The following is a 22,876-nucleotide window of genomic DNA, read 5'->3' as shown; positions in this document are numbered from 1 at the left end:
TGGAGCACACCGCGCCTGAACGGGCAATAAATGCTCTCGTGATGTTGCAGGGAGCAATGCTTGATATAGAGATGTCATTCCGGGGCGCGAAGCGCGAACCCGGAATTTCGAGATTCTGCGATGCGGGAGCCCGCACCGTAATTCGATGCTCCGCATCGCGACGGCAACCAGGGAAGTCATGACCGAAACCGACGTCGTCATCATCGGCGCGGGCCATAACGGCCTCACCTGCGCGGCCTATCTCGCGACGGCGGGGTTGCGCGTGCATGTCGTCGAGCGCCGCAAGGTGGTTGGCGGGGCCGCGGTCACGGAGGAATTTCATCCGGGCTTTCGCAACTCGGTCGCGGCCTACACGGTGAGCCTGCTCAACCCGCAGGTCATCCGCGACTTGGGTCTTGCGGAACAAGGCCTGCGCGTGGTCGAGCGGCGCGCACAGAATTTCCTGCCCGCCCCCGACGGCAACTATCTCCTCACCGGCGAGGGCCGGACCAAGGCGTCCGTCGCGCGGCTCAGCGCGCGCGATGCCGATGCGCTCGACGGCTTCTCGCGCGAGCTCGGGGACATCGCCGACGTGCTGCGACAGTTCGTGCTGCGCGCCCCGCCAAACCTGCTCGGCAGTTTCGGCATTGGCGCCATCCGCGAGGCCGCAAACGCATTGACGACAGCCAACATCCTGCGCGGCCTCACGCTGGAGCAAAGCCGCAGCCTGCTCGACCTCTTCACCCGCTCCGCCGGCGAGATGCTGGATGAGCGGTTCGAGCACGATCTGGTCAAGGCGCTGTTCGGCTTCGATGCCATCGTCGGCAATTACGCGAGCCCCTACGCCGCCGGTTCAGCCTACGTGATGCTGCACCACGCCTTCGGCGAAGTGAACGGCAAGAAGGGTGCCTGGGGCCACGCGATCGGCGGCATGGGCGCGATCACGCAGGCGATGGCCCGAGCCGCCCGTGCGCGCGGCGTCACGATCGAGCTTGATGCCGGCGTGCGCGAGGTGATCGTCGCGCGCGACCGCGCCGTCGGCGTGGTGCTGGAAAACGGCACGGCCATCCGCGCAAAGTACGTCGCGGCCAACGTCAATCCCAAACTGCTCTACACACGTCTGATCGCGGCCGATGCCCTACCCCGGGATTTTCTCGCCCGCATTCGCCACTGGAGGAACGGCTCCGGCACCTTCCGCATGAACGTGGCGCTGGATCGCCTGCCCTCCTTCACGGCGCTGCCTGGTCACGGCGATCACCTCACCTCCGGCATCATCCTGGCCCCTGATCTCGGCTATATGGACCGCGCGTATCTCGATGCGCGGGCGCAGGGCTGGAGTCGGCAGCCGATCGTCGAGATGCTGGTCCCCTCGACGCTCGACGATACGCTCGCGCCTGCGGGCCAACACGTTGCAAGCCTGTTCTGCCAGCATGTTGCACCCGAACTGCCCGACGGCAAATCCTGGGACGACCATCGCGACGAGGTCGCCGATCTCATGATCGCGACGGTGGATAGCTACGCGCCGGGCTTTGCGTCCAGCGTGCTCGGCCGCCAGATGCTCTCCCCGCTCGATCTCGAGCGGCAATTCGGCCTGTTAGGGGGTGACATCTTCCATGGCGCGCTGTCGCTCAACCAGCTGTTCTCGGCCCGGCCGATGTTGGGCCATGCCGACTACCGTGGGCCGCTGAAGGGCCTGTATCACTGTGGCTCCGGCGCCCACCCCGGCGGCGGCGTCACCGGCGCCCCCGGCCACAATGCCGCGCAGGCGATCTTGCGGGATCACCGCAGCCTGTTCGCAAGCCGTGGATAGATTTGTGGACGGACTGTGGAAAGGCCTGTTGGCAAAGCTGTGGTGAAGCCGTGGAGGCACGGCTCGATCGCATCGTATAAGCGCCGAGCGGGCTGTGGAGAAGCGACTTGATAAACCGGGTATAGGCCGGTGAATCATCATCGAACGATTTGGCGGGTATAGGCCACGATAATCGCCCAAACGACGTCGCCCGCCAACGGACAATCTCCGCAGCGGGCGCTCATCGAAAAGCCGTCTATGAAGAAAGTGGCCCCGCTGGGAATTGGGAGGCAGAAATTACTTCAAGGAGCTGCTAACCGAACCAAACTTGTCGTTCAATGAGGTGCCGAGGCTGTTCACCACGGTGATGATCGCCAGCGCGATACCGGCTGCGATCAGGCCGTATTCGATCGCGGTCGCGCCAGACTCATCAGACCAAAACTTCGAAACCATGCGCTTCAAGACTCGCCTCCGTTTCACTTCCAGGGTGTATCGTTGGATCCAACATCCGGAAATCTACGGAGCGCAGCCTTCGGTCAAGTTAACCGGGAAACCACAAGTTATACGGAAATCAGGAACAAAAGTTCCCCAAATTGAAACCAACAGGCCCCTGGAATGAAGCCGTCCCCGACCCATCGCGCTACTTTCTCGATCGGCAACGAGGCCGCCGCCAGGCGCGTCGTCGACGTACTCACCGAGGTGTTTCTCGAGGGCGATGCGGCAGTGGCCGCGTTCGAGCGGCCGGACGGACAATGGGATGTCACGTTGCATTTCGCCGAGGCGCCGGATCAGGCATTGCTCCGCGAAATCATTGCAACTTCAGCAGGAAATGACATTGCCGCCAACCTTGCCTTCGACACGGTCGAAGCCAAGGACTGGGTCAAGGCGAGCCTGGAGGATCTGGTCCCGGTGCCGGCCGGACGCTTCGTTGTCCATGGCAGCCATGACCGCGATCGCGTGGCACCGAACAAGCTCGCGATCGAGATCGAGGCCGCCCTCGCCTTCGGAACCGGCCACCATGGCACCACGCGCGGCTGTTTACTCCTGCTTGACCATGTCCTGAAACAGGCGCGGCCAAAGCGCGTGCTCGACCTCGGCACCGGAACCGGGGTGCTTGGGATCGCGGCCGCAAAATCGCTGCACCGTGCGGTGCTGGCCTCCGACATCGATCCGCCGTCGGTGCGGGTCGCGGCCGAGAACGCGGCGCTGAACCAAGCCGGTCAACATGTCCGGGTGATCCGCGCCACCGGCTTCGCCGCGCCGGATTTTGCCAGAAGCGGCCCGTTCGACCTGGTGCTGGCCAACATCCTGGCCAATCCGCTCCGGCAATTGGCCGGCCCGATGGCGCGGCATCTTGCACCCGGCGCGCGTGTCATTCTCTCCGGTCTGCTCAGCCATCAGGCCCCCGCCGTGATCGCCGCCTACCGCGCGCGTGGCCTGATGCCGCTCCGGCATCTGCGGATCGAGGGCTGGAGCAGTTTGTTGCTGCGGAAGATGGGGTGAGGCGCATTCACGGGTGACGCGCCCCTTCGCCGTCCTACTCCGCCGGCTTGTCATCCCGGCGCATCGGCGGCTCGGCCGGCACCGCCCGCCGGGCGCGACGCTCGGAGACGCGGTCGATCATCTGGCTGATGAGGCCGCGCGGCTTCTTCGGTGTCGGCGCTGCCGGCGCGCGACGCACCGGCGGCGAAATCTTCTCAAACGTGAACGATGGCATCGTGTGTCCCCTCGCCATTGAGATGAACCACCTGCTCGAATGTCCCCGATGTCCGGACGAAGCGCAACTGCCGCATCCAATACTCCACTCAGTTTGGATGGAACATTTTCAAGCACAGTCCGTGCCAAATTCCATGCAATTGCGTCCGCATTGCGGACTGATCCTGATGACCCTAAACTGAGCCATGTTCGAAGCGCACTTCCAGACATTCGAGGAGCCCGAAGCTGGCGTCGCAATGACGGCGCGGCTTGCCGCACTCCGTGAAGAGCTCGCCCGCCGCAAGCTGACCGGCTTCGTCATTCCGCGGGCCGATCAGCAGCAGAATGAATATGTTGCGCCCTCCGAAGAGCGGCTCGCCTGGCTGACCGGCTTTACCGGATCGGCGGGACTCGCGGTGGTGCTGACCCAGAAGGCGGCGGTTTTCGTCGACGGCCGCTACACGATCCAGGCGGCCAAGCAGGTCGACGCCAAGGCGTGGACGGTGGAATCGCTGGTCGATCCGCCGCCGGAGAGCTGGATCTCAGCGCATCTTAAATCTGGCGACCGCCTAGGATTTGATCCGTGGCTGCACACTTTCGCGGCAGCCGAGCGCCTCGCCGCCGCCTGCGCCAAGGCCGGCGCCGAACTGGTGGCAGTCGACAGCAATCCCATTGACGCGGTCTGGCAGGACCGGCCGCAGCCGCCGATCGCACCGGTCGCGATCCACGGCCTGCAATATGCCGGTGTCGCCGAGGCCGAGAAGGTGGCGCAGATCAAGAGCGAGATCGACAGACTGGGCGCCGACGCGCTGGTGCTGTCGGACAGCCATGCGGTGGCCTGGACCTTCAACATCCGCGGCGCCGATGTCGCACATACGCCGCTGCCGCTGTCCTACGCGCTGGTGCCCAAGGTCGGCCGTCCCACCGTGTTCATCGACCACCGCAAGCTCTCCAACCTGACGCGTGATCATCTCGAGCAATCGGCCGACGTGCGCGAGCCCGATGCGCTGACGCCGACCCTGATGGCGCTCGCCAAGAGCGGCGCGGCGATCGCGCTCGACGCCGCCACGGCGGCCGACGCACTGAGCCGGCTGATCGCGGGCGGGGGCGGCAAGCCCGTACGCGGCAGCGATCCGATCGCGCTGCTGAAGGCCGTGAAGAACGCGACCGAGATCAAGGGCGCGCAGACGGCGCACCGGCGCGATGCGGTCGCACTGGCGCGCTTCCTCGCCTTCATCGATCGCGAGGCACCAAGCGGCAAGCTCACCGAGATCGACGCGGTCGAAGCGCTGGAGACCTTTCGCCGCGACACCGGCGCCTTGAGGGACGTGTCGTTCCCAACCATATCAGGCACCGGCCCGAACGGCGCCATCGTGCATTACCGCGTCACCCGCAAGAGCAACCGGCGGATCGTGCCCGGCGATCTGCTGCTGATCGATTCCGGCGCGCAATATGAAGACGGCACCACCGACGTCACCCGCACCATGGCGATCGGCGAGCCCACCGAGGAGATGCGCGACCGCTTCACCCGCGTGCTGCGCGGCCATATCGCGATCGCGCGCGCCGTCTTCCCCGACGGCACCACCGGGGCGCAGCTCGACACGCTCGCGCGGCAATATCTCTGGGCCGCCGGCGTCGATTTCGAGCATGGCACCGGCCACGGCGTCGGCAGCTACCTCAGTGTCCACGAAGGCCCGGCGCGGATCTCGAAGCTCGGCACCACGCCGCTGAAGCGCGGCATGATCCTCTCCAACGAGCCTGGCTATTACAAGACCGACGGTTTTGGCATCCGCATCGAGAACCTCGAGCTGGTCGTCGCCGCCGACATCGAGGGCGCCGAGAAATCGATGAACGCCTTCGAGACGCTGACGCTGGCGCCGATCGACCGCCGGCTGATCGACACCGCGATGCTGAACCGCGACGAGCTCGCCTGGCTCAACGCCTACCACGCGCGCGTCCGCGCTGAAGTCGGACCGGGGCTGGATGAGCCAGCGAAGTCCTGGCTCGATCAGGCCACCGCGGAGCTGAAGGCCTAGACGGCGCCCGCATAGCACTACGCGATCGGCGCAAGGCTCCAGCATCACGCATAGCCGCATACCGAAACGGCCATGTTCGCGGCCGCGGCGATCCGGCTAGTGTCGATCCATGCACGGTATGATCAGCCGACCGCCGGGAGCAGCGACCAACATCGCGACCTCGCGCTTGATGTTGCTGCTGCTGGTCGCGATGACCGGGATCGCGCCGATCTCGCTTTACATCCTGGTGCCGGCGCTGCCCGCGCTGGGGGCGACGTTCGGCCGCGACATCTCGATTGCGCAGATGACGGTGTCGCTCTACATGGTCGGCATCGCGCTGTCACAGCTCATCATGGGGCCGCTCTCGGACAAGTTCGGCCGGCGCCCGGTCCTGCTTGGCGGCCTTGCGCTGATGGTCGCGGCGAGCGTTGCGTGTATCTTCGCCGAAACCCTGCCGCAGCTGATCGCCGCGCGCTTCTTCCAGGCACTCGGCGGCGCTTCCGGCATGGTGGTGAGCCGCGCCATCATCCGCGACATCTATGAGCGCGACCGCGTCGCCTCGATGATCAGCCTCGTGGTCGCCGCGCTGATGATCGGCCAGATGGTCTCGCCACTCACCGGCGGCCTGATCGAGACCGCGTTCGGTTGGCGCGCCATTTTCTACGCCGTCACGATCGGCGCGATCACGGTCGCGATCGGCATCGCGATCGCACTCCCAGAGACCCGCCGCGACCCCGCGGCCGGCAGCGGCGGCTTTCGCGCCGACGTTGGCGTGCTGATCAAGAGCCGCGCCTTCATCGGCTATGTGATGTGCCAGGTGTTGGCATCGCAGATCATCTTCACCTTCGCCGGCGGCGGCCCCTACATCGTCGTGACGCAGATGGGCCGGTCCAGCGCCGAATACGGCGCCTGGTTCGCAACGACCGGCTTCGCCTATCTGGTCGGCAATTTGCTCTGCGTGCGCTTCGCGCCACGGCATTCGCTGGAAAAGCTGATCTGGTTCGGGCTGGCCCTGCAACTCTGCGGCAGCCTCCTGAACCTGCTCTGGAGCCTGACTGGCTGGAACGAGGCGCCCGCCTGGCTGTTCGGCACGCAGATGATCGTGATGGTCGGCAATGCCTTCGTGATGGCGAATTCCGCAGCCGGCGCCATCAGCATCCGGCCCGAAGCCGCCGGCACCGCATCAGGCGCGATGGGCTTCCTGCAGCAAGGCATCGGTGCGCTGATGTCGCAATTCGGCGCCTATCTCGGCGGCCACGCCGCGACCACGTTACCGCTCACCTCGGCGGTTCTCGCGATCTCGCTGCTTTGCGCCTGCACGATGACGTTCGTGGTCCCCCGACGCGACGTCCTGGTGAGCGAGGAATTGATCGAGCAGGCGGAAGAGGAAGAGACGGGGATGATGTGAAGGGGCCGTTCGCCCCCTGCCCGTCATTGCGAGGAGCCCATGCGACGAAGCAATCCAGACTGCCACTGCGGAGAGACCCTGGATTGCCTTCGCTGCGCTCGCAATGACGAAGAAAATCCTCATTCCCCGATCAGCTTCAGCCACTCGTCTTCCGTCAGCACCTGGACGCCGTGCTTGTTGGCCTCCGCCAGCTTCGAGCCCGCGCCGGGGCCTGCGACGACGAGATCGGTCTTCTTCGATACCGAGCCCGATACCTTGGCACCGAGCCGCTCGGCTGTCGCCTTGGCCTCGTCCCGCGTCATCTTCTCCAGCGAGCCTGTGAAGACGACCGTCTTGCCGGCGACCGCCGAGTTGCTCTTCGGCTTCTCGGCGTCGATGATCTCGACCTCCTTGGTCAGCCGTTCGACGATGCCGCGATTGTGGCTCTCGCCGAAATAGTCGGCGATGCTCTTGATCACGGTATCGCCGATCTGGTCGAGCGCGTCCATCTCCGCCATCGCCTCCTCGTCGCCCTTGGCGACCTTGAGGCAGGCGTCGTGGAAGGCGTCCCAGGAGCCGTAGCCGCGCGCCAGCGCCAGGGCCGTGGTCTCGCCGACATGGCGCATGCCGAGCGCATAGACGAAGCGCTCCAGCGCGATTTTGCGCCGGCTCTCGATCGCGCCGAACAAATTGCGCACCGAGGTCGCGCCATAGCCCTCGATCTCCTCGAGCTTGAGCTTGGCGTTGCGGCTCTCCAGCGTGAAGATATCGGCGGGCTCCTTGACCCAGCCCTGATCGAAGAAATACTGCAGCTGCTTCTCGCCAAGACCATCGATATCGAAGGCGCGCCGCGACACGAACAGTTTTAGGTGCTCGATCTTCTGATAGGGGCAGGCGAACTCGCCGGTGCAGCGGGCGCGAGATTCTTCCTCGCCGGCGGCCGTCGCGCCGCGCACGACATCGGTATGCAGCGGGCACGGGCATTTCTTCGGAAACCGGTATTCCCCGGCGCTCTTCGGCCGCTTGTCGAGGACGACGTCGACGATCTGCGGGATCACGTCGCCGGCGCGCTGGATCACGACGGTGTCGCCGATCCTGATATCGCGGCCCTCGCGCAATACCTCGCCCTTGTTGCCGATACCCTTGATGTAGTCCTCGTTGTGCAGCGTGACGTTCTGCACGATCACGCCGCCGACGCCGACCGGCTCGAGCTTGCCGACAGGCGTGAACGAGCCGGTGCGTCCGACCTGGATCTCGATGGCGCGCAGCACCGTCATGGCCCGCTCGGCCGGGAATTTGTGCGCGATGCCCCAGCGCGGCGTGCGCGAGACGAAGCCGAGACGCTCCTGCCAATCGATGCGATCGACCTTGTAGACGACACCGTCGATGTCGTAGTCGAGCTCGGCGCGTTCTTCCTCGATGCTCTGGTGGAACGCGATCAATTCCTCAACGGAGTGGCACAGCTTCGTCAGCGGGTTGGTCTTGAAGCCGCAACGCTCGAACCAGTGGATCATGCCGCTTTGCGTTTCCTCCGGCATCGCGCTCATCTCGCCCCAGGCATAGGCGAAGAAGCCCAGCGGACGCGAGGCGGTGATGGTCGGGTCCTTCTGACGGAGCGAGCCGGCGGCGGAATTGCGCGGGTTGGCGAAGATGGTATCGCCGGCGGCCTTCTGCCGCTCGTTGAGCGCGAGGAAGGCCTTCTTCGTCATGTAGACTTCGCCGCGCACCTCGCAGACGTCAGGGACGTTGCGCCCCTTCAGCTTCTGCGGCACGTCTTCGAGCGTGCGGATGTTGGCGGTGACGTCCTCGCCGACCGCACCGTCCCCGCGCGTCGCCGCAGTGACGAGCTCGCCGCCCTCATAGCGCAGGGACATCGACAGGCCGTCGATCTTCGGCTCCGCCGAGAAATTGATCTTGTCGTCGTCGAGCTTGAGGAACCGCACGATGCGGCCGACGAAATCGCGCACGTCCTCTTCGGCAAAGGCGTTGTCGAGCGACAGCATCGGAACGGAGTGCTGGACCTTCCTGAAGCGCCCGGACGGCGCCGCGCCGATCTTCTGTGACGGCGAGTCCGCGCTGACGAGTTCAGGAAAGCGCTTCTCGATCGCGTTGAGGCGCTGGCGCAGCGCATCATATTCGGCGTCCGTCACCGTCGGCGCGTCATCTTGATAATAGCGCTTGTCGTGCTCTTCGAGTTCGAGCGTGAGCCGCATGTGCTCGACCTTGGCCTGCGCCTTGGTGAGGTCCGTGACGTCGCGAAGCGGCTTTGCTTTGGATTTTTCTGCTCTGGCCATGGTGTTTGGATACGACGGAGCGGGCGGGACGGTAAAGGCGGTTAAAGTCTTGTGCCCCGGACGCACGCGGCGCTTCTTCAGCGGTGCGATGCAGAGCCGGGGCCCAGCGCAACATTCCGGGTCCCGGCTCGCGCTACGCGCGTCCGGGACAAAGCTAAGCCGTCGCCGCCTTGAGCAGCCGGTCCGCAGCCGCCCGCGCCTCGGCGGTGATCTCGGCACCGGCCAGCATGCGGGCGATCTCCTCGCGGCGGTGGTCGGCGGCCAGCGCATTGACGCGAGTGGCGACGCGCTTGCCCTTGTCCAGCGCATCCTTGGAGATCAGCAGATGCTGGTCGGCGCGGGCGGCGACCTGCGGGGCGTGGGTCACGGCCATCACCTGAACCTTGCCCGCCAACCGCGCCAGGCGACCGCCGATGGCATCCGCAACCGCGCCGCCGACGCCGGTGTCGATTTCGTCGAACACCAATGTCGGGGCCGAGCCGCGATCGGACAGCACGACCTTGAGCGCCAGCAGGAAGCGGGAGAGCTCGCCGCCGGAAGCGACCTTCATCATCGGGCCCGGCTTGGTGCCGGGATTGGTCTGCACCCAGAACTCGACGCGGTCGAAGCCTTGCGGTCCGGGCGCGGCCTCGTCTGTCGTAACCTGGGTGATGAATTTTGCGCGGTCGAGCTTGAGCGGCGCGAGCTCGGCGTCGACCGCCTTGTTGAGCTTCTCGGCCGATTTCTGCCGCGCCGCTGAGAGCTTTTTCGCCGCAGCCGCATAGCGGCCATCTGCCTCGACCGCGGCCTGCTCCAGCTTCTTCAGGCGCGAAGCGCCGGCATCGATCAGCACGACGTCGGCGGCGTATCTGGCGGCGAGCGCGGCGAGGCCGTCGACAGGCGTCGAATATTTGCGGGACGCGGCGCGCAACGCGAACAACCGCTCCTCGATGCGTTCGAGCTCGGCCGGATCGAAATCGGTCGCGGCCAGCGCGGCCTGGAGATGCTGGTCGGCTTCCTCCAGCGCATTGATGGCGACATCGATCGCCTTGACCGCAGGCTCGACCAGTGCCGGCGAATTCACACCACGACGTTCCAGCCGGCGCACGGCGGCCGACAGCGCCGTGACCGGCGAATTGTGGCCACCGACGACCTCCTGCGCCTCGCGCAAATCGGAGGCGATCTTCTCGCCCTGCATCATGGTGGTGCGGCGATGGGCGAGCGCGGTCTCCTCGCCGTCCCTCGGTGCGAGCTGCTTCAGCTCGGCCGAGGCATGACGCAGATAATCGGCTTCGCGCGCGGCGCGCTCCATGCTGGCACGATGCTCTTCGAGCTCGGTGTTGGCTGTGCGGCGCGCGTCCCAGAGCTCTTCTACCGCGGCGACATCCTTTTCGAGACCGGCAAAGGCATCGAGCAGGCGGCGATGGGTGGCCGCATCGACCAGCGCGCGCTCGTCATGCTGGCCGTGGATCTCGACCAGCGCGGCGCCGACCGCCTTCAGCGTCTGCACGCTGATGGACTGGTCGTTGATGAAAGCGCGAGTGCGACCGTCGGCGAGTTGGACGCGGCGCAGGATCATCTCACCGGTATCCTCAAGCCCGTTCTCGGCCAGGATCTTCGTTGCGGGGTGATTCTTCGGGACATCGAAGACGGCGGTGACCTGCCCCTGCTCCGCGCCATGCCGCACGAGGCCGGCGTCGCCGCGGCCGCCGAGCGCCAGTGCAAAGGCATCGAGCAGGATGGATTTGCCCGCACCGGTCTCGCCGGTCAAAACCGCAAGCCCGGTGGCGAATTCGATATCGAGCCGTTCGATCAGGACGATGTCACGGATCGACAGACGCGCCAGCATGGAACCAAATTTCCTAGCCGAGACCTAGAGGCCTATCTTCTTGAAGGTCTGGCTGATCCAGGACCCCTGATTCTCGCTCGGCTCGAGACCGCCGGATTTTACAAGATTATAGGCGTCCTTGTACCAGCGGCTGTCAGGAAAATTGTGGCCGAGCACGGCGGCGGCGGTCTGGGCCTCGCCGACGATTCCGATCGACATATAGGCCTCGGTGAGACGGTAGAGCGCCTCCTCGACGTGCCGGGTGGTCTGGTACTGCGTCACCACGGCCTTGTAGCGGTTGATCGCGGCCGTGTAGTCCTTCTTCTGCATGTAGTAGCGGCCGACGGCCATTTCCTTGCCGGCGAGCTGGTCGCGTGCACCCTCGATCTTGGCCTTGGCGGAGGTCGCATATTCCGACGTCGGATATTTGCGCACCACCTCTTCCAGCGCCGCAATCGCCTTCTCGGTGCGGCCCTGGTCACGGTTGATGTCCGGGATCTGGTCGTAATGCGAGGCGGCGATCAGGTACTGCGCATAGGCGGCGTCCGGACTGCCGGGATGCAGGGTGACGTAGCGGGTCGCAGCCCCGATGCAGCCGTCATAGTCGCCGCCCTGGTAGGATGCGTAGGCCGACATCAGCAGCGATTTGCGTGCCCAGTCGGAATAAGGATGCTGGCGGTCGACCTCTTCGAACTTCTTGTTCGCCGCCTTCATGTCCTTCTTTTCGTTCATGAGGTACAAGCCCTCATTATAGATCTTGTCGGCAGGCTCCTCGACGAAGGTGTCGTCCTTGGCGGTGAACTTGTCCCATAGGGCGCCGGTGCCGCAGCCGGCCAACGGCAGCGCGAACAGGACAAGCGTGGCGACCTGAAGCAGTCCACGGGCCCGAGGCGAAACTAATAAAGATCCGCGCGTGATACGCTGTGCCGACATGAATTTTAGACCTGACGCTCTGTGATGCGTGCCCGCAAGCCCATGATCCCCGTCACGGGCGCGACATCTGACCGTGGTGCCTGCCATACGGCACGGCGGTGCAACCGAAAAACATTCGAGCCGACCGGATAGGCAGGCATTCCGCCCGGATTAAGGCGAAATCGCCGCAATCCTGGTCGATCATGGTTACCAGGAGTTTCCCGGGGAAAGTCTTGCCTGGCGGCCTGCCGCAACCGGCTTTCAGGACACGTCTGGCCCGTAGGCCGCAGCGATCCGGCCACCGACGATGCCGCTACCGACCTCGGCCACCGCACGCGTGGAGCGCCGGGCCACCTCGCCCTCGACCACCCGCCAGGCCGTACGGTCGGCGAGCAGCGCAGTCAGGACCGCGTGGTTGAGCTTGTGGCCACCACGCACCGAGCGATAGGCGCCCAGCAGCGGCAGGCCTGCCAGCGCAAGGTCGCCGATCACGTCCAGCACCTTGTGGCGGGCGCATTCATCGGCGTAGCGCAGGCCCTCGGTGTTGAGCAGCCGCTCGTCGTCGAACACCACGGTATTTTCAAACGAGGCGCCAAGCGCATAGCCCGCGCTCCAGAGCCGGGCGACGTCGCCCATCAGACCGAAGGTCCGGGCGCGGCCGACGTCACGGCGGAAGCGCTCCGGGCTGAGGTCGAAGGCATAGCTCTGCCGACCGATGACGGGATTGGTGAAGTCGATTTCGACTTCGGCGCGGAAGCCGTTGCCGTAGGGTCTGATCTCACCGAAGGAGTCGCCGACCTTGACCGAGATCGGCTTCAAAACCTGGATGAACCGGCGCTGTGCCGGCTGGCTGACGATCCCGGCCTGATCGATGGCCGCGATGAAGGCCGCAGCACTGCCGTCCATGATCGGCACTTCCGGACCGTCGATCTCAATGGTGGCGTTGTCGACGCCCATGCCGCGCAATGCCGCCAGCACATGCTCCGCGGTCGAAACCAGCGGGCCGCTGCGGTCGCCAAGAACGGTCGCGAAATCGGTGGCAATCACCTGCTCGGCGGTCGCCTGGACTTCGCGGTCACTTCCCTCAAGGCCGGTGCGGACGAAAATAAAACCTGCATCAACTGGTGCAGGTCCGAGCGTGAGGGTGACGGGAAGACCGGAATGAACGCCCACGCCGGCCACTGTGGCTTGCGCACGAAGCGTTGTTTGCCGGCTAAATTTCATCAGGAACCCGCCCCGCTACGACCCACTGCGACTTATACTGGACCAGACTGATCGATTGAGATCGACCGTCCGAATCTCCGTATCCCCAAGTCACGTCGAACCATAGTCACTGCCTCAAACAGCGCCAACTCACGCTTTTTTACCGATTGTTACCCCAAACCCGCCGTATTCGCGCCAAGGCTTAACCAAATTGCGCCGGGATTTGGCTCCGTTATCGGCGGCTTTACTGAAGCACCGAACAAGTAATTAATGGTTTAAAATCAGTTGCTTGAGCGCGCAATCCGGAGATGCACGGGACAAAAGGAAAGGTCCCGGCAAGCTCGTTGCCGGGACCTTTTTGCGTCTGCCTTATTGTAACAATCCTCAGGTCGCCTGCCGCCGCAGGAAGGCCGGGATATCAAGATGGTCGTCTCCCTGTGGCGCCGGAGCAACAGGTGCGGGACGGCCATGGGCGTCCAGACCCTGCGGCGCGGGCCGGCGGGCATATTCCGAGACCGGTTCGCTGGCAGCGATCTGCTGCTGCACGGTCCGCTGCGGCTTGCGCTCGGGCAGCGCCGGCATGGCGGGGCCGGAGGTACGAGCGGCGATCGGAGCCTCGGTCTCCTCGTCACGACGGCCGAGGCCGACATTGGCGAGGCGCTGCAGCAGCGACAGGCGGGTCTTCTGCGGGGTCTCCTCCTCGACCTCGCCACGGGCCTGACGAAGCTCGGCCTGGGCCGGCATCGGCAACTCCTCGAGGCGCGGCATCCGCGGCGCGCGAACCGGCGCGCGCTCGGCCTGCGGCGGGATGAACGTTTCCGGGGTCATCGGCTCGTGCATGGCGACCGGCGCCTGCTCGGGCTCCGGAAATAGCGTGGGCTTCTGCGCGATCGGGCGCACGGTGACGTCGCCATAGGTCTGCGGGGCGGGCGCCGGAGGGGCTTCGGAAACGGCAGCTGCGATGGCGGCAAGCGCCGCACGCTCCACATTGGGACGCGGCGCGACGGGCGCGGCGGCGGCTGGCGCCGCAGCCGGGATCTGCGATTCCATCTTCTGGGCACGCTCGGCCAGACGCTGGTTGTCGGCGCGCAGACGCGCGGTCAGGTCGGCGAGACGGCTCTCGGCAGCAACGGCCGGAGCCGCGGGAGCCTGCTGCTGCGGCGCGGCGTTCGCCACCGGAGCGGAGGATGCCTGGCTGTTGCGGGCGATCGCCGCCTGCTCGATGCCGGTGGCGACGACCGAGACGCGGATCAGCCCGTCGAGGGCTTCGTCGAAGGTCGCGCCGACGATGATGTTGGCGTCCTGGTCGACTTCCTCGCGGATGCGGGTCGCGGCTTCGTCGACCTCGAACAGGGTCAGGTCCTTGCCGCCGGTGATCGAGATCAGCAGACCCTTGGCACCCTTCATCGAAGAATCGTCGATCAGCGGGTTGGCGATCGCGGCTTCGGCGGCGGTCAGCGCGCGCTTGTCGCCGGAGGCTTCGCCGGTGCCCATCATCGCCTTGCCCATTTCGCGCATGACGGCGCGGACGTCGGCGAAGTCGAGGTTGATGAGGCCTTCCTTGACCATCAGATCGGTGATGCAGGCGACGCCCGAGTAGAGCACCTGGTCCGCCATCGCGAAGGCGTCGGCGAAGGTGGTCTTCTCGTTGGCGACCCGGAACAGGTTCTGGTTCGGGATGATCAGAAGCGTGTCGACCACCTTGTGCAGCTCGTTGATGCCGGCTTCGGCGGTGCGCATGCGGCGGCCGCCCTCGAAGTGGAACGGCTTGGTCACCACGCCGACTGTGAGGATGCCCATGTCGCGCGCAGTCTTGGCGATGACGGGGGCAGCACCGGTGCCGGTGCCGCCGCCCATGCCGGCGGTGACGAACACCATGTTGGCGCCGGAGAGATGGTCGCGCAGCTCGTCGATCACTTCTTCAGCAGCGGCGGCGCCGACGTTCGGCTGCGAGCCTGCGCCCAATCCTTGCGTGACCGCGGTGCCCATCTGCACGATGCGCTGCGCCTTGGACATCGTCAGCGCCTGCGCGTCGGTGTTGGCGACCACGAAATCGACGCCCTGGAGGCCCGCCGTGATCATGTTGTTGACGGCATTGCCGCCGGCGCCCCCCACGCCGAACACGGTGATGCGGGGCTTCAACTCGTGAATATCAGGAACGTTGATGCTGATGGTCATGTTTGCCTCTCGATCACGCGCGCGTGGGTTCGCCCCGGCCTGCGGCCGCGGGAGTTGGTGAAATCAGACATTTGCGGAGATGAGTCATCAGAAGCCCTCGCGTAGCCATCGTCCGACCTTTCCGAAATAACCGCCGGTTCCTGTTCTGACCTGCTGCCGCGTATGCCGCGGTTCGACATGTTCGTGGTGAACGTATTGCGGGTAGACGAGAAGTCCGGCCGGCACCGCGAACGCGGCGTTCTTCGCCTCGTTGGGCAGCCGGCCGAAACCGAGCGGACGTCCGACCCGCACGGGCCGGCCGAGAATCTGGGTGCCGAGTTCGACGACACCGGTCAGCTGCGAGGCGCCGCCCGAGAGCACGACGCGGCCCTTGGGCTCTGCCGCGAAGGGCGAATCCTTCAGCTTGTCCCGAACCATTTCGAAGACTTCCTCGGCACGATGCTTGACGATGTTGGCGATGGTGGCGCGCGAAACGATCTGCGGCAGGTCCTGGTCGTCACCGGCTGTCGGTACAGACATCAGCTCACGCGAGTCCGATCCACCGGTGATGACGGTGCCGTATAACGTCTTGATTCGCTCGGCATCGGCAATGGTCGCGGAGAGTCCGCGCGCGAGATCCATCGTGATGTGTTGCCCGCCGACCGCGAATCCGGCCGCGTGCACGAAGCGGCCGCCGGAATAGACCGCGATCGTGGTGGTGCCCGCGCCCATTTCGACCACGGCGGCGCCGAGATCGGCCTCGTCGTCGGTCAATACCGACAGGCCCGCCACGTAGGGGCTGGCGGCCATGGCTTCGACATTGAGATGGCAGCGTTCCACCGCCAGCATCAGGTTCCGTGCCACGGTGGCGTCGCAGGTGACGACGTTCATGTCGACGCCGAATTGATGCGCCACCATGCCGCGCGGATCGCGAATGCCCTTGACGCCATCGAGCGTATAGCCGACCGGCAGCGCGTGCAGCACCGTGCGGCCCTCGCCGGTGGCGTGGCGCATGCCGGTGGAGGTGACGCGGCTGACGTCAGCCGGCGTCACCGCCCCGCCACGGATATCGGCCGCGGCTTCGACCAGCTGGCCCGCGAGCCGGCCGCCGGAGACCGACAACAAAACGGACTCGACCCGAACCTTGGCCATTTTCTCGGCGAGCCCGACGGCCTGGCGCACCGCCTGCTCGCATTCGCCGAGATCGACCACCGCGCCGGCCTTCATGCCGCGCGACTGGATCTGGCTGTAACCGATCAGTTCCACCGCGTGGGTTCGGCCGCGCAGCGCTTCGCTCGGCGCCGACGGCTTCAGCCGCGCGATCATGCAGGCGATCTTGCTGGTGCCGATGTCGAGGCAGGCGACCAGGCCGCCGCGCTTGTGCGGCATCGGCCGCGTCTTCGGAGTCTGGGTGCGATCAAGACCGGTCATGCGGCGTCCCCGGCCTTCTTTTTCTTCTTGTCCTTGAACAGATCATCGCGCGCCTTGGCGGCGTCATCGGACAGCTGCACCACCAGCCGGTCGGGCAGCCGCATGTCGATCGCGACGATGTCCTTCGAGAACAGTCTGTCATCCTTGTCGAGCTTGGAGAGCGCGGCGAGCGCGTTGCCGACGTCCTGCTCGGGCAGGCGAATGTCGAGACCGTCCTTCAATCTCAGATTCCAGCGCCGCTCGCCGACATAGATGGCGGCCTTCGTCACCGAATTGACCTGCGGATAGCGGGCCAGCAACGTGAGGAAATCACGCGCCTGGGTATCGGCGCCCTTGCCGACCACGAGCGGCAGCGTCAGGAACCGGCGCGAGACATAGGGCTCGAGCAGCGCACCATCGTCGGCGATGACCGAGAGCCGGCCGGCCTCCTGCCACAGCGCGAACGCCTTCCGCTCGGTAATCTCGATCATGAGCTGGCCCGGATAGAGCTTCAGCACGGTCGCATCCGCGATCCACGGATTGGCCTTGAGCTTGTCGCGGACGTCGTCGGCGTCGAGGAACAACAGCGAAGAGCGGCCGCTGACGCCGCCGATCGCGAGGACCTCGTCCTGGCTCAGCTGCTTGCGGCCGTTGATCACGACGGAGGTGATGCGGAAGCCGGCCGAATTGGCCACGGCGTTGCGCGCGTCGCTGACGGCGGTGATGAAATCCTGGAGGTGGCCGCCCTTGACGATGCCGAGGCCGCAGCTGCCGATCAACAGCAGCACGGTCAGGCTGATCCCGACCCGGCGCGGCAGATAGCGCTCGACCAGCGCGACCACGCGCGGCGGCGGCTCACGCTCGACGACGGCCTTGATCTTGGATTTGGCCTTGATCTTCCGCTCGGCGGCGGCGTGCTTTTGCGCGCGCCTGTGGTCGAGCCTGTCCTGCACCCACTCGCGCAGAAGCACGACCGCTCCGATCGCGGCCGCCTTCAGATCAGCTTGGGGCCTCAGCGATCTCACAGGCGATCGGGTGAGGCTTCCTGCACCATCCATTGCACGAGCTCGTCAACAGTTTGCCCCGCGACGCCGCGCGGGTCCTGGCGAACATGACGTCTCGGTCGTGCCGGGCCGGGTAATGGTCTTCGGCAGAAGAAACCGCTCCCCTACAAAGCGTTCGCCGATCGGAAACATCCGAAACGGTTCACGCGCCGGCAGCCAAAACGCCATATGCGCCGCCAGCGTTAACCTTCGGATGTCCTGGTAAACAAAAGGTAAAGTTCGTTAACGCGGGATGCTTTTTGCCCAGTTGACTGAGGCACTTCCGCCACGAAGTCCGGTATTTTACCGGTTTTGGGCACCAAACCGGGCATTTTCGCCTGCCCGGCCGTTAACCAATCCTAACTATTTCCGCACCCGCCGCTCGGCGAGCTCGATCAGGTCGCGAAGGAAGTCGACGAAGGCGATGCCTTCGGCTTTCAGCGCCTTGGGGTACAGCGAGGACTTGGTCAGCCCGGGTAGCGTGTTGGTTTTCGAGATAGACCAGCCCCTTCTCCGCAACGATGAAGTCGGAACGGGAATAGCCGGCACAGGACATTGCGCGATGCGCCAGCATGGCCTGGGCCTTGAGCGCGGCGGTGACCTCCAGCGAAAAGCGGCCGGGGCAGATCTCCTGGGTCGACTTCAAGAGATATTTTGCGGCGTAGTCGAAATTGCCCTCGCCCGGAATGATCTCGATCGGCGGCAGCGCGATGAGCGAGCCGTCGGTGCGCTCCAAAACGCCGCAGGTCGCCTCGACGCCGGCGATGTAGGGTTCGATCACGTACTCTTCACGCCTGGCCGCATTGCGGACGGCGACGAGGTCCTGCTTGGCGTTGACGAAGATCAGGCCGTAGCTCGAGCCGTCGCGCGCCGGCTTTGCGATCAGCCTGCCGTATTCGGCGAAGGCTTCGTCGATGTTCTCGAGCGCGATGCCCGCAGGCGGCGTGACGCCGCCGAGCGCGGCAAAGCGCTTGGCCGCGATCTTGTCGAAGGCGAGATGCGAGGAAGCCGAGCCGGACCCGGTGAACGGCAGGCCGCGTGCCTCGCACATCACCTGCAACTCGCCGTTCTCGGCAGCCCCACCATGCAGGCTGAGCACGAGCACACGATCTTCTGCCTTGGCCTTGTCGAGCGCCTGTGCCAGCGGAATGCCTGAGGTGCCCGGCTTGAACTCGTCCTCGAATGGGCGAGCATGTTCGAGCAGCTGCTCCGACTGTACCACATGCACCTTGTCCTCGACGTCCCACCACCAGAGATCGGCCTCGGGCAGCGCCTGATGCAGCGCCTGGGCTGAGGCGACGGAAACCAGACGTTCGCGGTTGGAGCCGCCGAAGAGGATGGTGATGCGCATGTTCTCTCGTCTGTCCAAATTAGCCGGGAATTCCAATCCGCTTGATTTCCCAGTGCAGCTCGATTCCGGAATTCGCTTTCACGCGTTCGCGCACCGTCTCGCCCAGCGTCTCGATATCGTGCGCGGTGGCATCGCCGGTGTTGATCAGGAAGTTGCAATGCATGTCGGAGACCTGCGCGCCGCCGAGGCGCAAGCCGCGGCAGCCGGCGGCGTCCACGAGTTTCCAGGCGGAATGGCCCGGCGGATTCTTGAAGGTCGAGCCACCGGTCTTCTCGCGGATCGGCTGCGCCGTCTCGCGATGGTTTTGCACCTCCGCCATCCGCGCGCGGATCGCATCAGCATCCCTGATCTCGCCACGAAAGCGCGCGGACGTGAAGATGATGGAAGGATCGACGCCGCTGTTGCGGTAGACGAATTTCATGTCTGCGTTGGAGAAGACGTAGCTGGTGCCGTCGCGGCCGACGCCGCGCGCCTCGATCAGCACGTCCTTGGTCTCGCCGCCATTGGCGCCCGCGTTCATGCGCAGCGCGCCGCCGATCGTGCCGGGAATGCCGAAATAGAATTCAAGTCCGCCGATATTGGCAGAGGCCGCCACTTCCGCCACGCGCTTGTCGAGCGCCGCGGTGCCCGCGGTAACGACATCGCCGCTCGCAATGACCTCGCCGAAAGCACGCGGCGCGAGCCGGATCACCACGCCGGCAATCCCGCCATCGCGCACGATCAGGTTGGAGCCGACCCCGACGACATAGACCGGAATGTCGCCTGCGAGATGCGCGAGGAAATAAGCCAGATCGTCCTCGTCCGCCGGGGTGAACAGCACCTGCGCGGGGCCGCCGACGCGAAACCAGGTCAGCTCGGCCAGCGACTGGTTGGCCAGCAGCCGGCCGCGCAGGTTTGGCATTGCGGCTTTGAGCTCTGGCGTGATGTCAGGGAAGCTCATGCGGCGACCTCAAGTAAGGGGCGCACATTCTCTCCGTTCCCTCCCCCCTTGTGGGGGAGGGGCAGGGAGGGGGGTAGCCCCAAGCGAGATCGGAGTGTGTGGCTACCCCTCTCCCCCACCCTCCCCCACAGGGGGGGAGGGAGCGCAGTGTGCCGAGTGGCGATCGATACGATCAAAGCCAACACCTCACCCCAGCGCCTTCAATTGGTCAGGCAAGGCGTACGCCCATTGCGTGATGTTGCCGGCCCCGAGGCACACGACGAGATCGCCCGACTTCGCGAGCCCCTTGACGATCCCCGGAAGCTCCGGAGCCCCCGGCAACGGCACCACCTCGCGATGCCCATGCGCGCGCAGGCCCGCCACGAAATGATCGCGGTCGATACCGTCGATCGGCGTCTCGCCCGCGGCATAGACGTCAGCGACAACCACGGCATCGGCATCATTGAAGCAGGTGCAGAATTCCTCGAACAGCGATTGCAGGCGGGTGTAGCGATGCGGCTGCACCACGGCGATGATCCTGCCGTTGGTGGATTCCCGCGCCGCCTTCAGCACCGCCGCGATCTCGACGGGGTGATGGCCGTAATCGTCGATCACGGTGACGCCGTTCCATTCGCCCGTCTTGGTGAAGCGGCGCTTGACGCCGCCAAAGCCGGCGATCGCCTTGCGGATCGCCTCGTCGGAAACGCCGAGCTCGCGCGCCACCGCGATCGCCGCCGTCGCGTTAGAGGCATTGTGACGGCCCGGCATCGGCAGCATGAGATCGGCGATCTCGTGTACGGCACCCGTCTTGCGATCGCGGAATGCGACCTTGAACTTCGAGCCGCCGCCCATCGGGCTCAGGTCAACAAGCCGCACGTCGGCCTGCGGGTTCTGGCCATACGTGATGATGCGACGATCCTCGATCTTGCCGACGAGGTTTTGCACGACGGGATGATCGATGCACATCACCGCAAAGCCGTAGAACGGCAAATTCTCGACGAAATGCCGGAAGGCGTCCTGCACGGCTTCGAACGTCTTGAAATGGTCGAGATGCTCGGGGTCGACATTGGTGACGATCGCCACGTCCGTCGGCAGCTTCAAGAACGTGCCGTCGCTCTCGTCGGCTTCCACCACCATCCAGTCGCCGGCGCCCAGCCGCGCGTTGGAACCATAGGCGTTGATGATGCCGCCGTTGATGACGGTCGGATCGAGCCCGCCGGCATCGAGCAGCGTCGCCACCATCGTGGTCGTCGTGGTCTTGCCATGCGTGCCGGCAATCGCGACGCAGCTTTTGAGCCGCATCAGCTCGGCCAGCATTTCGGCGCGGCGCACCACGGGAATACGCCGCTCGCGCGCCGCCATCAATTCGGGATTGTCGCGCTTGATCGCGGTCGACACCACGACGACCTCGGCGCCATCGACATTCTCGGCCTTGTGGCCGACCGAAACCTTCGCGCCCTTCTTGCGCAGGCGATCGAGATTGTAATTGTCCGAGGCGTCCGAGCCTTGCACGGTATAGCCGAGATTGATCAGCACCTCGGCGATGCCGCTCATGCCGATCCCGCCGATCCCGACGAAGTGGATGGGTCCGATCTCGCGCGGCAGTCTCATGCTTTATCCTATGGTTCCGTCGTTATGCCCGGGCATAAGCGCCAAGCGCGTCTTTACGCAAGGCGTCCCGGGCATCCACGAATCCCGATCTACTTCATGCAAGACGTGGATGGCCGGGACAAGCCCGGCCATGACGGCAAAAATACGAAAATCGGCCCGTTTGGGCTCAGATTCCCGCGACTTTGACCACCAGATCGGCCAGCCGCTCGGCGGCATCGAGCCGCCCTGCCCCTTTTGCGGCGGCTGCCATGGCGGCGAGGCGCGCCGGCTCGGCGGCGAAGGCGGAGATCTCGGCGGCGAGACGATCGGGGGTAAACTCGGTCTGCGGGATGCGGACGGCGCCGTCGACCTTGGCCAGCACGCCGGCATTGGCGAACTGGTCCTGGTCGATCGAGCCCGGCAGCGGCACCAGGATCGAGGGCCGGCCGATCGCGGCGAGCTCGGCCACGGTGCCGGCGCCGGAGCGCGACACCACCAGGTGGTTGGACGCGAGCCGAGCCGGCAGATCCGTGAAGAACGGCGCGAGCTCGGTATTGATCTTGAGCTTGTCGTAGACCGCGCGCACGCGGGTCATGTCCTCGTCGCGGACCTGCTGGGTGAGGATCAGCCGACCCCAGAGCGCCGGCTCGAGCCGTTCGATCGCGCCCGGCACGATGTCGGCCATGATGCGCGCCCCCTGGCTGCCGCCGACGACGAGCAGACGCAGCGGCCCATTCGCTTCGGGTGCGGCGTAAGGCACCGCCGCCGCAGCAAGGACTGCGGGGCGCATCGGCGTACCGACCGTCGTGGTTTTGCCTGCGAGCGCCGGATCGCGGTCCAGCACACCCGGCAGCGATGTCGCGATCGCGCGGACGCGGCTCGACAGGAAACGGTTGGCACGGCCGAGTACCGCATTGGCGTCATGGATTATGCCGGGCACGCCGGCGAATTTTGCCGCAACCAGTGGCGGCAATGTCGGATAGCCGCCAAAGCCGACGACGGCCACAGGCTTCAATCGCTTGATCAGGCTGTAAGCGGACAACGTGCCGGTGGCGAGCGTGAGGCCGGCATAGGCGAGCTGGAACGGATTGCGGCCGCGCGCGGTCTCGCTGGCGACGACGTCGATCATGTCCTTGCTGAACAGCCCGCTATAGCGCAGCGCGCGCTCATCGGTCACGAGGCGCACGCGAAAGCCGCGCCGGATCAGCTCGACGCCGAGCGCCTCGGCCGGAAACAGATGGCCGCCGGTGCCGCCCGCGGCGAGAAGAATCAAGGGGGAAGTGTCCATCAATGCCCTTTTACAAGGCCTTTGCCGTCATGGCGAG

Annotated in this window: 16 protein-coding genes and 2 pseudogenes; 4 read left to right on the top strand and 14 right to left on the bottom strand. The window is 65.5% G+C overall.

Annotated elements, in window-relative coordinates:
• The first annotated feature begins 145 nt into the window (after positions 1 to 145).
• Positions 146 to 1,789, top strand: a complete 1,644-nt coding sequence (locus ACVWZ4_RS20585) for a phytoene desaturase family protein (protein ID WP_456736005.1) — start codon at positions 146 to 148, stop codon at positions 1,787 to 1,789.
• Positions 1,790 to 2,065: 276 nt separating this feature from the next.
• Here ACVWZ4_RS20585 and ACVWZ4_RS20580 read toward each other — a convergent pair whose 3' ends face one another.
• The gene (locus ACVWZ4_RS20580) at positions 2,066 to 2,221 is read right to left on the bottom strand and encodes a Flp family type IVb pilin (protein ID WP_092228302.1); all 156 of its coding nucleotides are present in this window, start codon (positions 2,219 to 2,221) and stop codon (positions 2,066 to 2,068) included.
• 162 nt (positions 2,222 to 2,383) lie between these two features.
• Here ACVWZ4_RS20580 and ACVWZ4_RS20575 point away from each other — a divergent pair, with 162 nt between their 5' ends.
• Complete coding sequence (locus tag ACVWZ4_RS20575) at positions 2,384 to 3,271, top strand: 50S ribosomal protein L11 methyltransferase (RefSeq protein ID WP_456699030.1); 888 nt, start codon at positions 2,384 to 2,386, stop codon at positions 3,269 to 3,271.
• Positions 3,272 to 3,305: 34 nt separating this feature from the next.
• Here the strand turns inward: ACVWZ4_RS20575 and ACVWZ4_RS20570 are convergent, their stop codons facing one another.
• On the bottom strand, positions 3,306 to 3,485 hold the full coding sequence (locus tag ACVWZ4_RS20570) for a hypothetical protein (RefSeq protein WP_456699031.1): 180 nt from the start codon (positions 3,483 to 3,485) through the stop codon (positions 3,306 to 3,308).
• Between the two features lie 184 nt (positions 3,486 to 3,669).
• Here ACVWZ4_RS20570 and ACVWZ4_RS20565 point away from each other — a divergent pair, with 184 nt between their 5' ends.
• Both ACVWZ4_RS20565 and ACVWZ4_RS20560 read left to right on the top strand, forming a co-directional pair.
• Entirely contained in the window at positions 3,670 to 5,499 is a 1,830-nt protein-coding gene (locus ACVWZ4_RS20565; RefSeq protein WP_456741056.1) for an aminopeptidase P family protein, read from the top strand.
• A 109-nt stretch (positions 5,500 to 5,608) separates the two neighbouring features.
• Entirely contained in the window at positions 5,609 to 6,886 is a 1,278-nt protein-coding gene (locus ACVWZ4_RS20560; RefSeq protein WP_456736007.1) for a multidrug effflux MFS transporter, read from the top strand.
• 119 nt (positions 6,887 to 7,005) lie between these two features.
• Here the strand turns inward: ACVWZ4_RS20560 and ligA are convergent, their stop codons facing one another.
• From ligA to murG, 12 genes and pseudogenes are all read right to left on the bottom strand, one after another.
• Positions 7,006 to 9,159 carry an NAD-dependent DNA ligase LigA gene (gene ligA / locus ACVWZ4_RS20555; protein WP_456699034.1) on the bottom strand — a complete coding sequence of 718 codons (2,154 nt, stop codon included), beginning with the start codon at positions 9,157 to 9,159 and terminating at the stop codon, positions 7,006 to 7,008.
• A gap of 154 nt (positions 9,160 to 9,313) precedes the next feature.
• Positions 9,314 to 10,987 carry a DNA repair protein RecN gene (gene recN / locus ACVWZ4_RS20550; RefSeq protein WP_456741055.1) on the bottom strand — a complete coding sequence of 558 codons (1,674 nt, stop codon included), beginning with the start codon at positions 10,985 to 10,987 and terminating at the stop codon, positions 9,314 to 9,316.
• A gap of 24 nt (positions 10,988 to 11,011) precedes the next feature.
• Positions 11,012 to 11,899, bottom strand: coding sequence for an outer membrane protein assembly factor BamD (locus tag ACVWZ4_RS20545; protein ID WP_456741054.1), 888 nt, complete (start codon positions 11,897 to 11,899; stop codon positions 11,012 to 11,014).
• 240 nt (positions 11,900 to 12,139) lie between these two features.
• Entirely contained in the window at positions 12,140 to 13,102 is a 963-nt protein-coding gene (gene lpxC / locus ACVWZ4_RS20540; protein ID WP_456741053.1) for a UDP-3-O-acyl-N-acetylglucosamine deacetylase, read from the bottom strand.
• A gap of 363 nt (positions 13,103 to 13,465) precedes the next feature.
• Complete coding sequence (gene ftsZ / locus ACVWZ4_RS20535) at positions 13,466 to 15,259, bottom strand: cell division protein FtsZ (RefSeq protein WP_456699038.1); 1,794 nt, start codon at positions 15,257 to 15,259, stop codon at positions 13,466 to 13,468.
• Between the two features lie 87 nt (positions 15,260 to 15,346).
• Positions 15,347 to 16,669: a cell division protein FtsA gene (gene ftsA, locus ACVWZ4_RS20530; protein ID WP_456699039.1), complete on the bottom strand. Its 1,323-nt coding sequence runs from the start codon at positions 16,667 to 16,669 to the stop codon at positions 15,347 to 15,349.
• Positions 16,666 to 17,706, bottom strand: a complete 1,041-nt coding sequence (locus ACVWZ4_RS20525) for a cell division protein FtsQ/DivIB (protein WP_456699040.1) — start codon at positions 17,704 to 17,706, stop codon at positions 16,666 to 16,668. The genes ftsA and ACVWZ4_RS20525 overlap by 4 nt, the downstream gene beginning before the upstream one ends.
• A pseudogene (locus ACVWZ4_RS20520) lies at positions 17,670 to 17,787 on the bottom strand (D-alanine--D-alanine ligase); the annotation flags it as partial. The gene ACVWZ4_RS20525 and the pseudogene ACVWZ4_RS20520, both read right to left, overlap by 37 nt.
• Before the next feature lie 267 nt (positions 17,788 to 18,054).
• Positions 18,055 to 19,042: pseudogene (locus ACVWZ4_RS20515) on the bottom strand (D-alanine--D-alanine ligase family protein).
• A gap of 19 nt (positions 19,043 to 19,061) precedes the next feature.
• The gene (murB, locus tag ACVWZ4_RS20510) at positions 19,062 to 19,982 is read right to left on the bottom strand and encodes a UDP-N-acetylmuramate dehydrogenase (RefSeq protein ID WP_456736012.1); all 921 of its coding nucleotides are present in this window, start codon (positions 19,980 to 19,982) and stop codon (positions 19,062 to 19,064) included.
• 186 nt (positions 19,983 to 20,168) lie between these two features.
• Positions 20,169 to 21,572, bottom strand: coding sequence for a UDP-N-acetylmuramate--L-alanine ligase (murC, locus tag ACVWZ4_RS20505; protein ID WP_456699043.1), 1,404 nt, complete (start codon positions 21,570 to 21,572; stop codon positions 20,169 to 20,171).
• Positions 21,573 to 21,738: 166 nt separating this feature from the next.
• A complete protein-coding gene (gene murG / locus ACVWZ4_RS20500) occupies positions 21,739 to 22,839 on the bottom strand; it encodes an undecaprenyldiphospho-muramoylpentapeptide beta-N-acetylglucosaminyltransferase (RefSeq protein ID WP_456699044.1) in 1,101 nt (366 codons plus the stop codon).
• Between the last annotated feature and the right edge of the window lie 37 nt (positions 22,840 to 22,876).

This window comes from Bradyrhizobium sp. USDA 4472 (assembly GCF_054058595.1).
The sequence above is the reverse complement of the archived record's forward strand: the minus strand, read 5'-3'. Positions and strand labels throughout refer to the sequence as shown.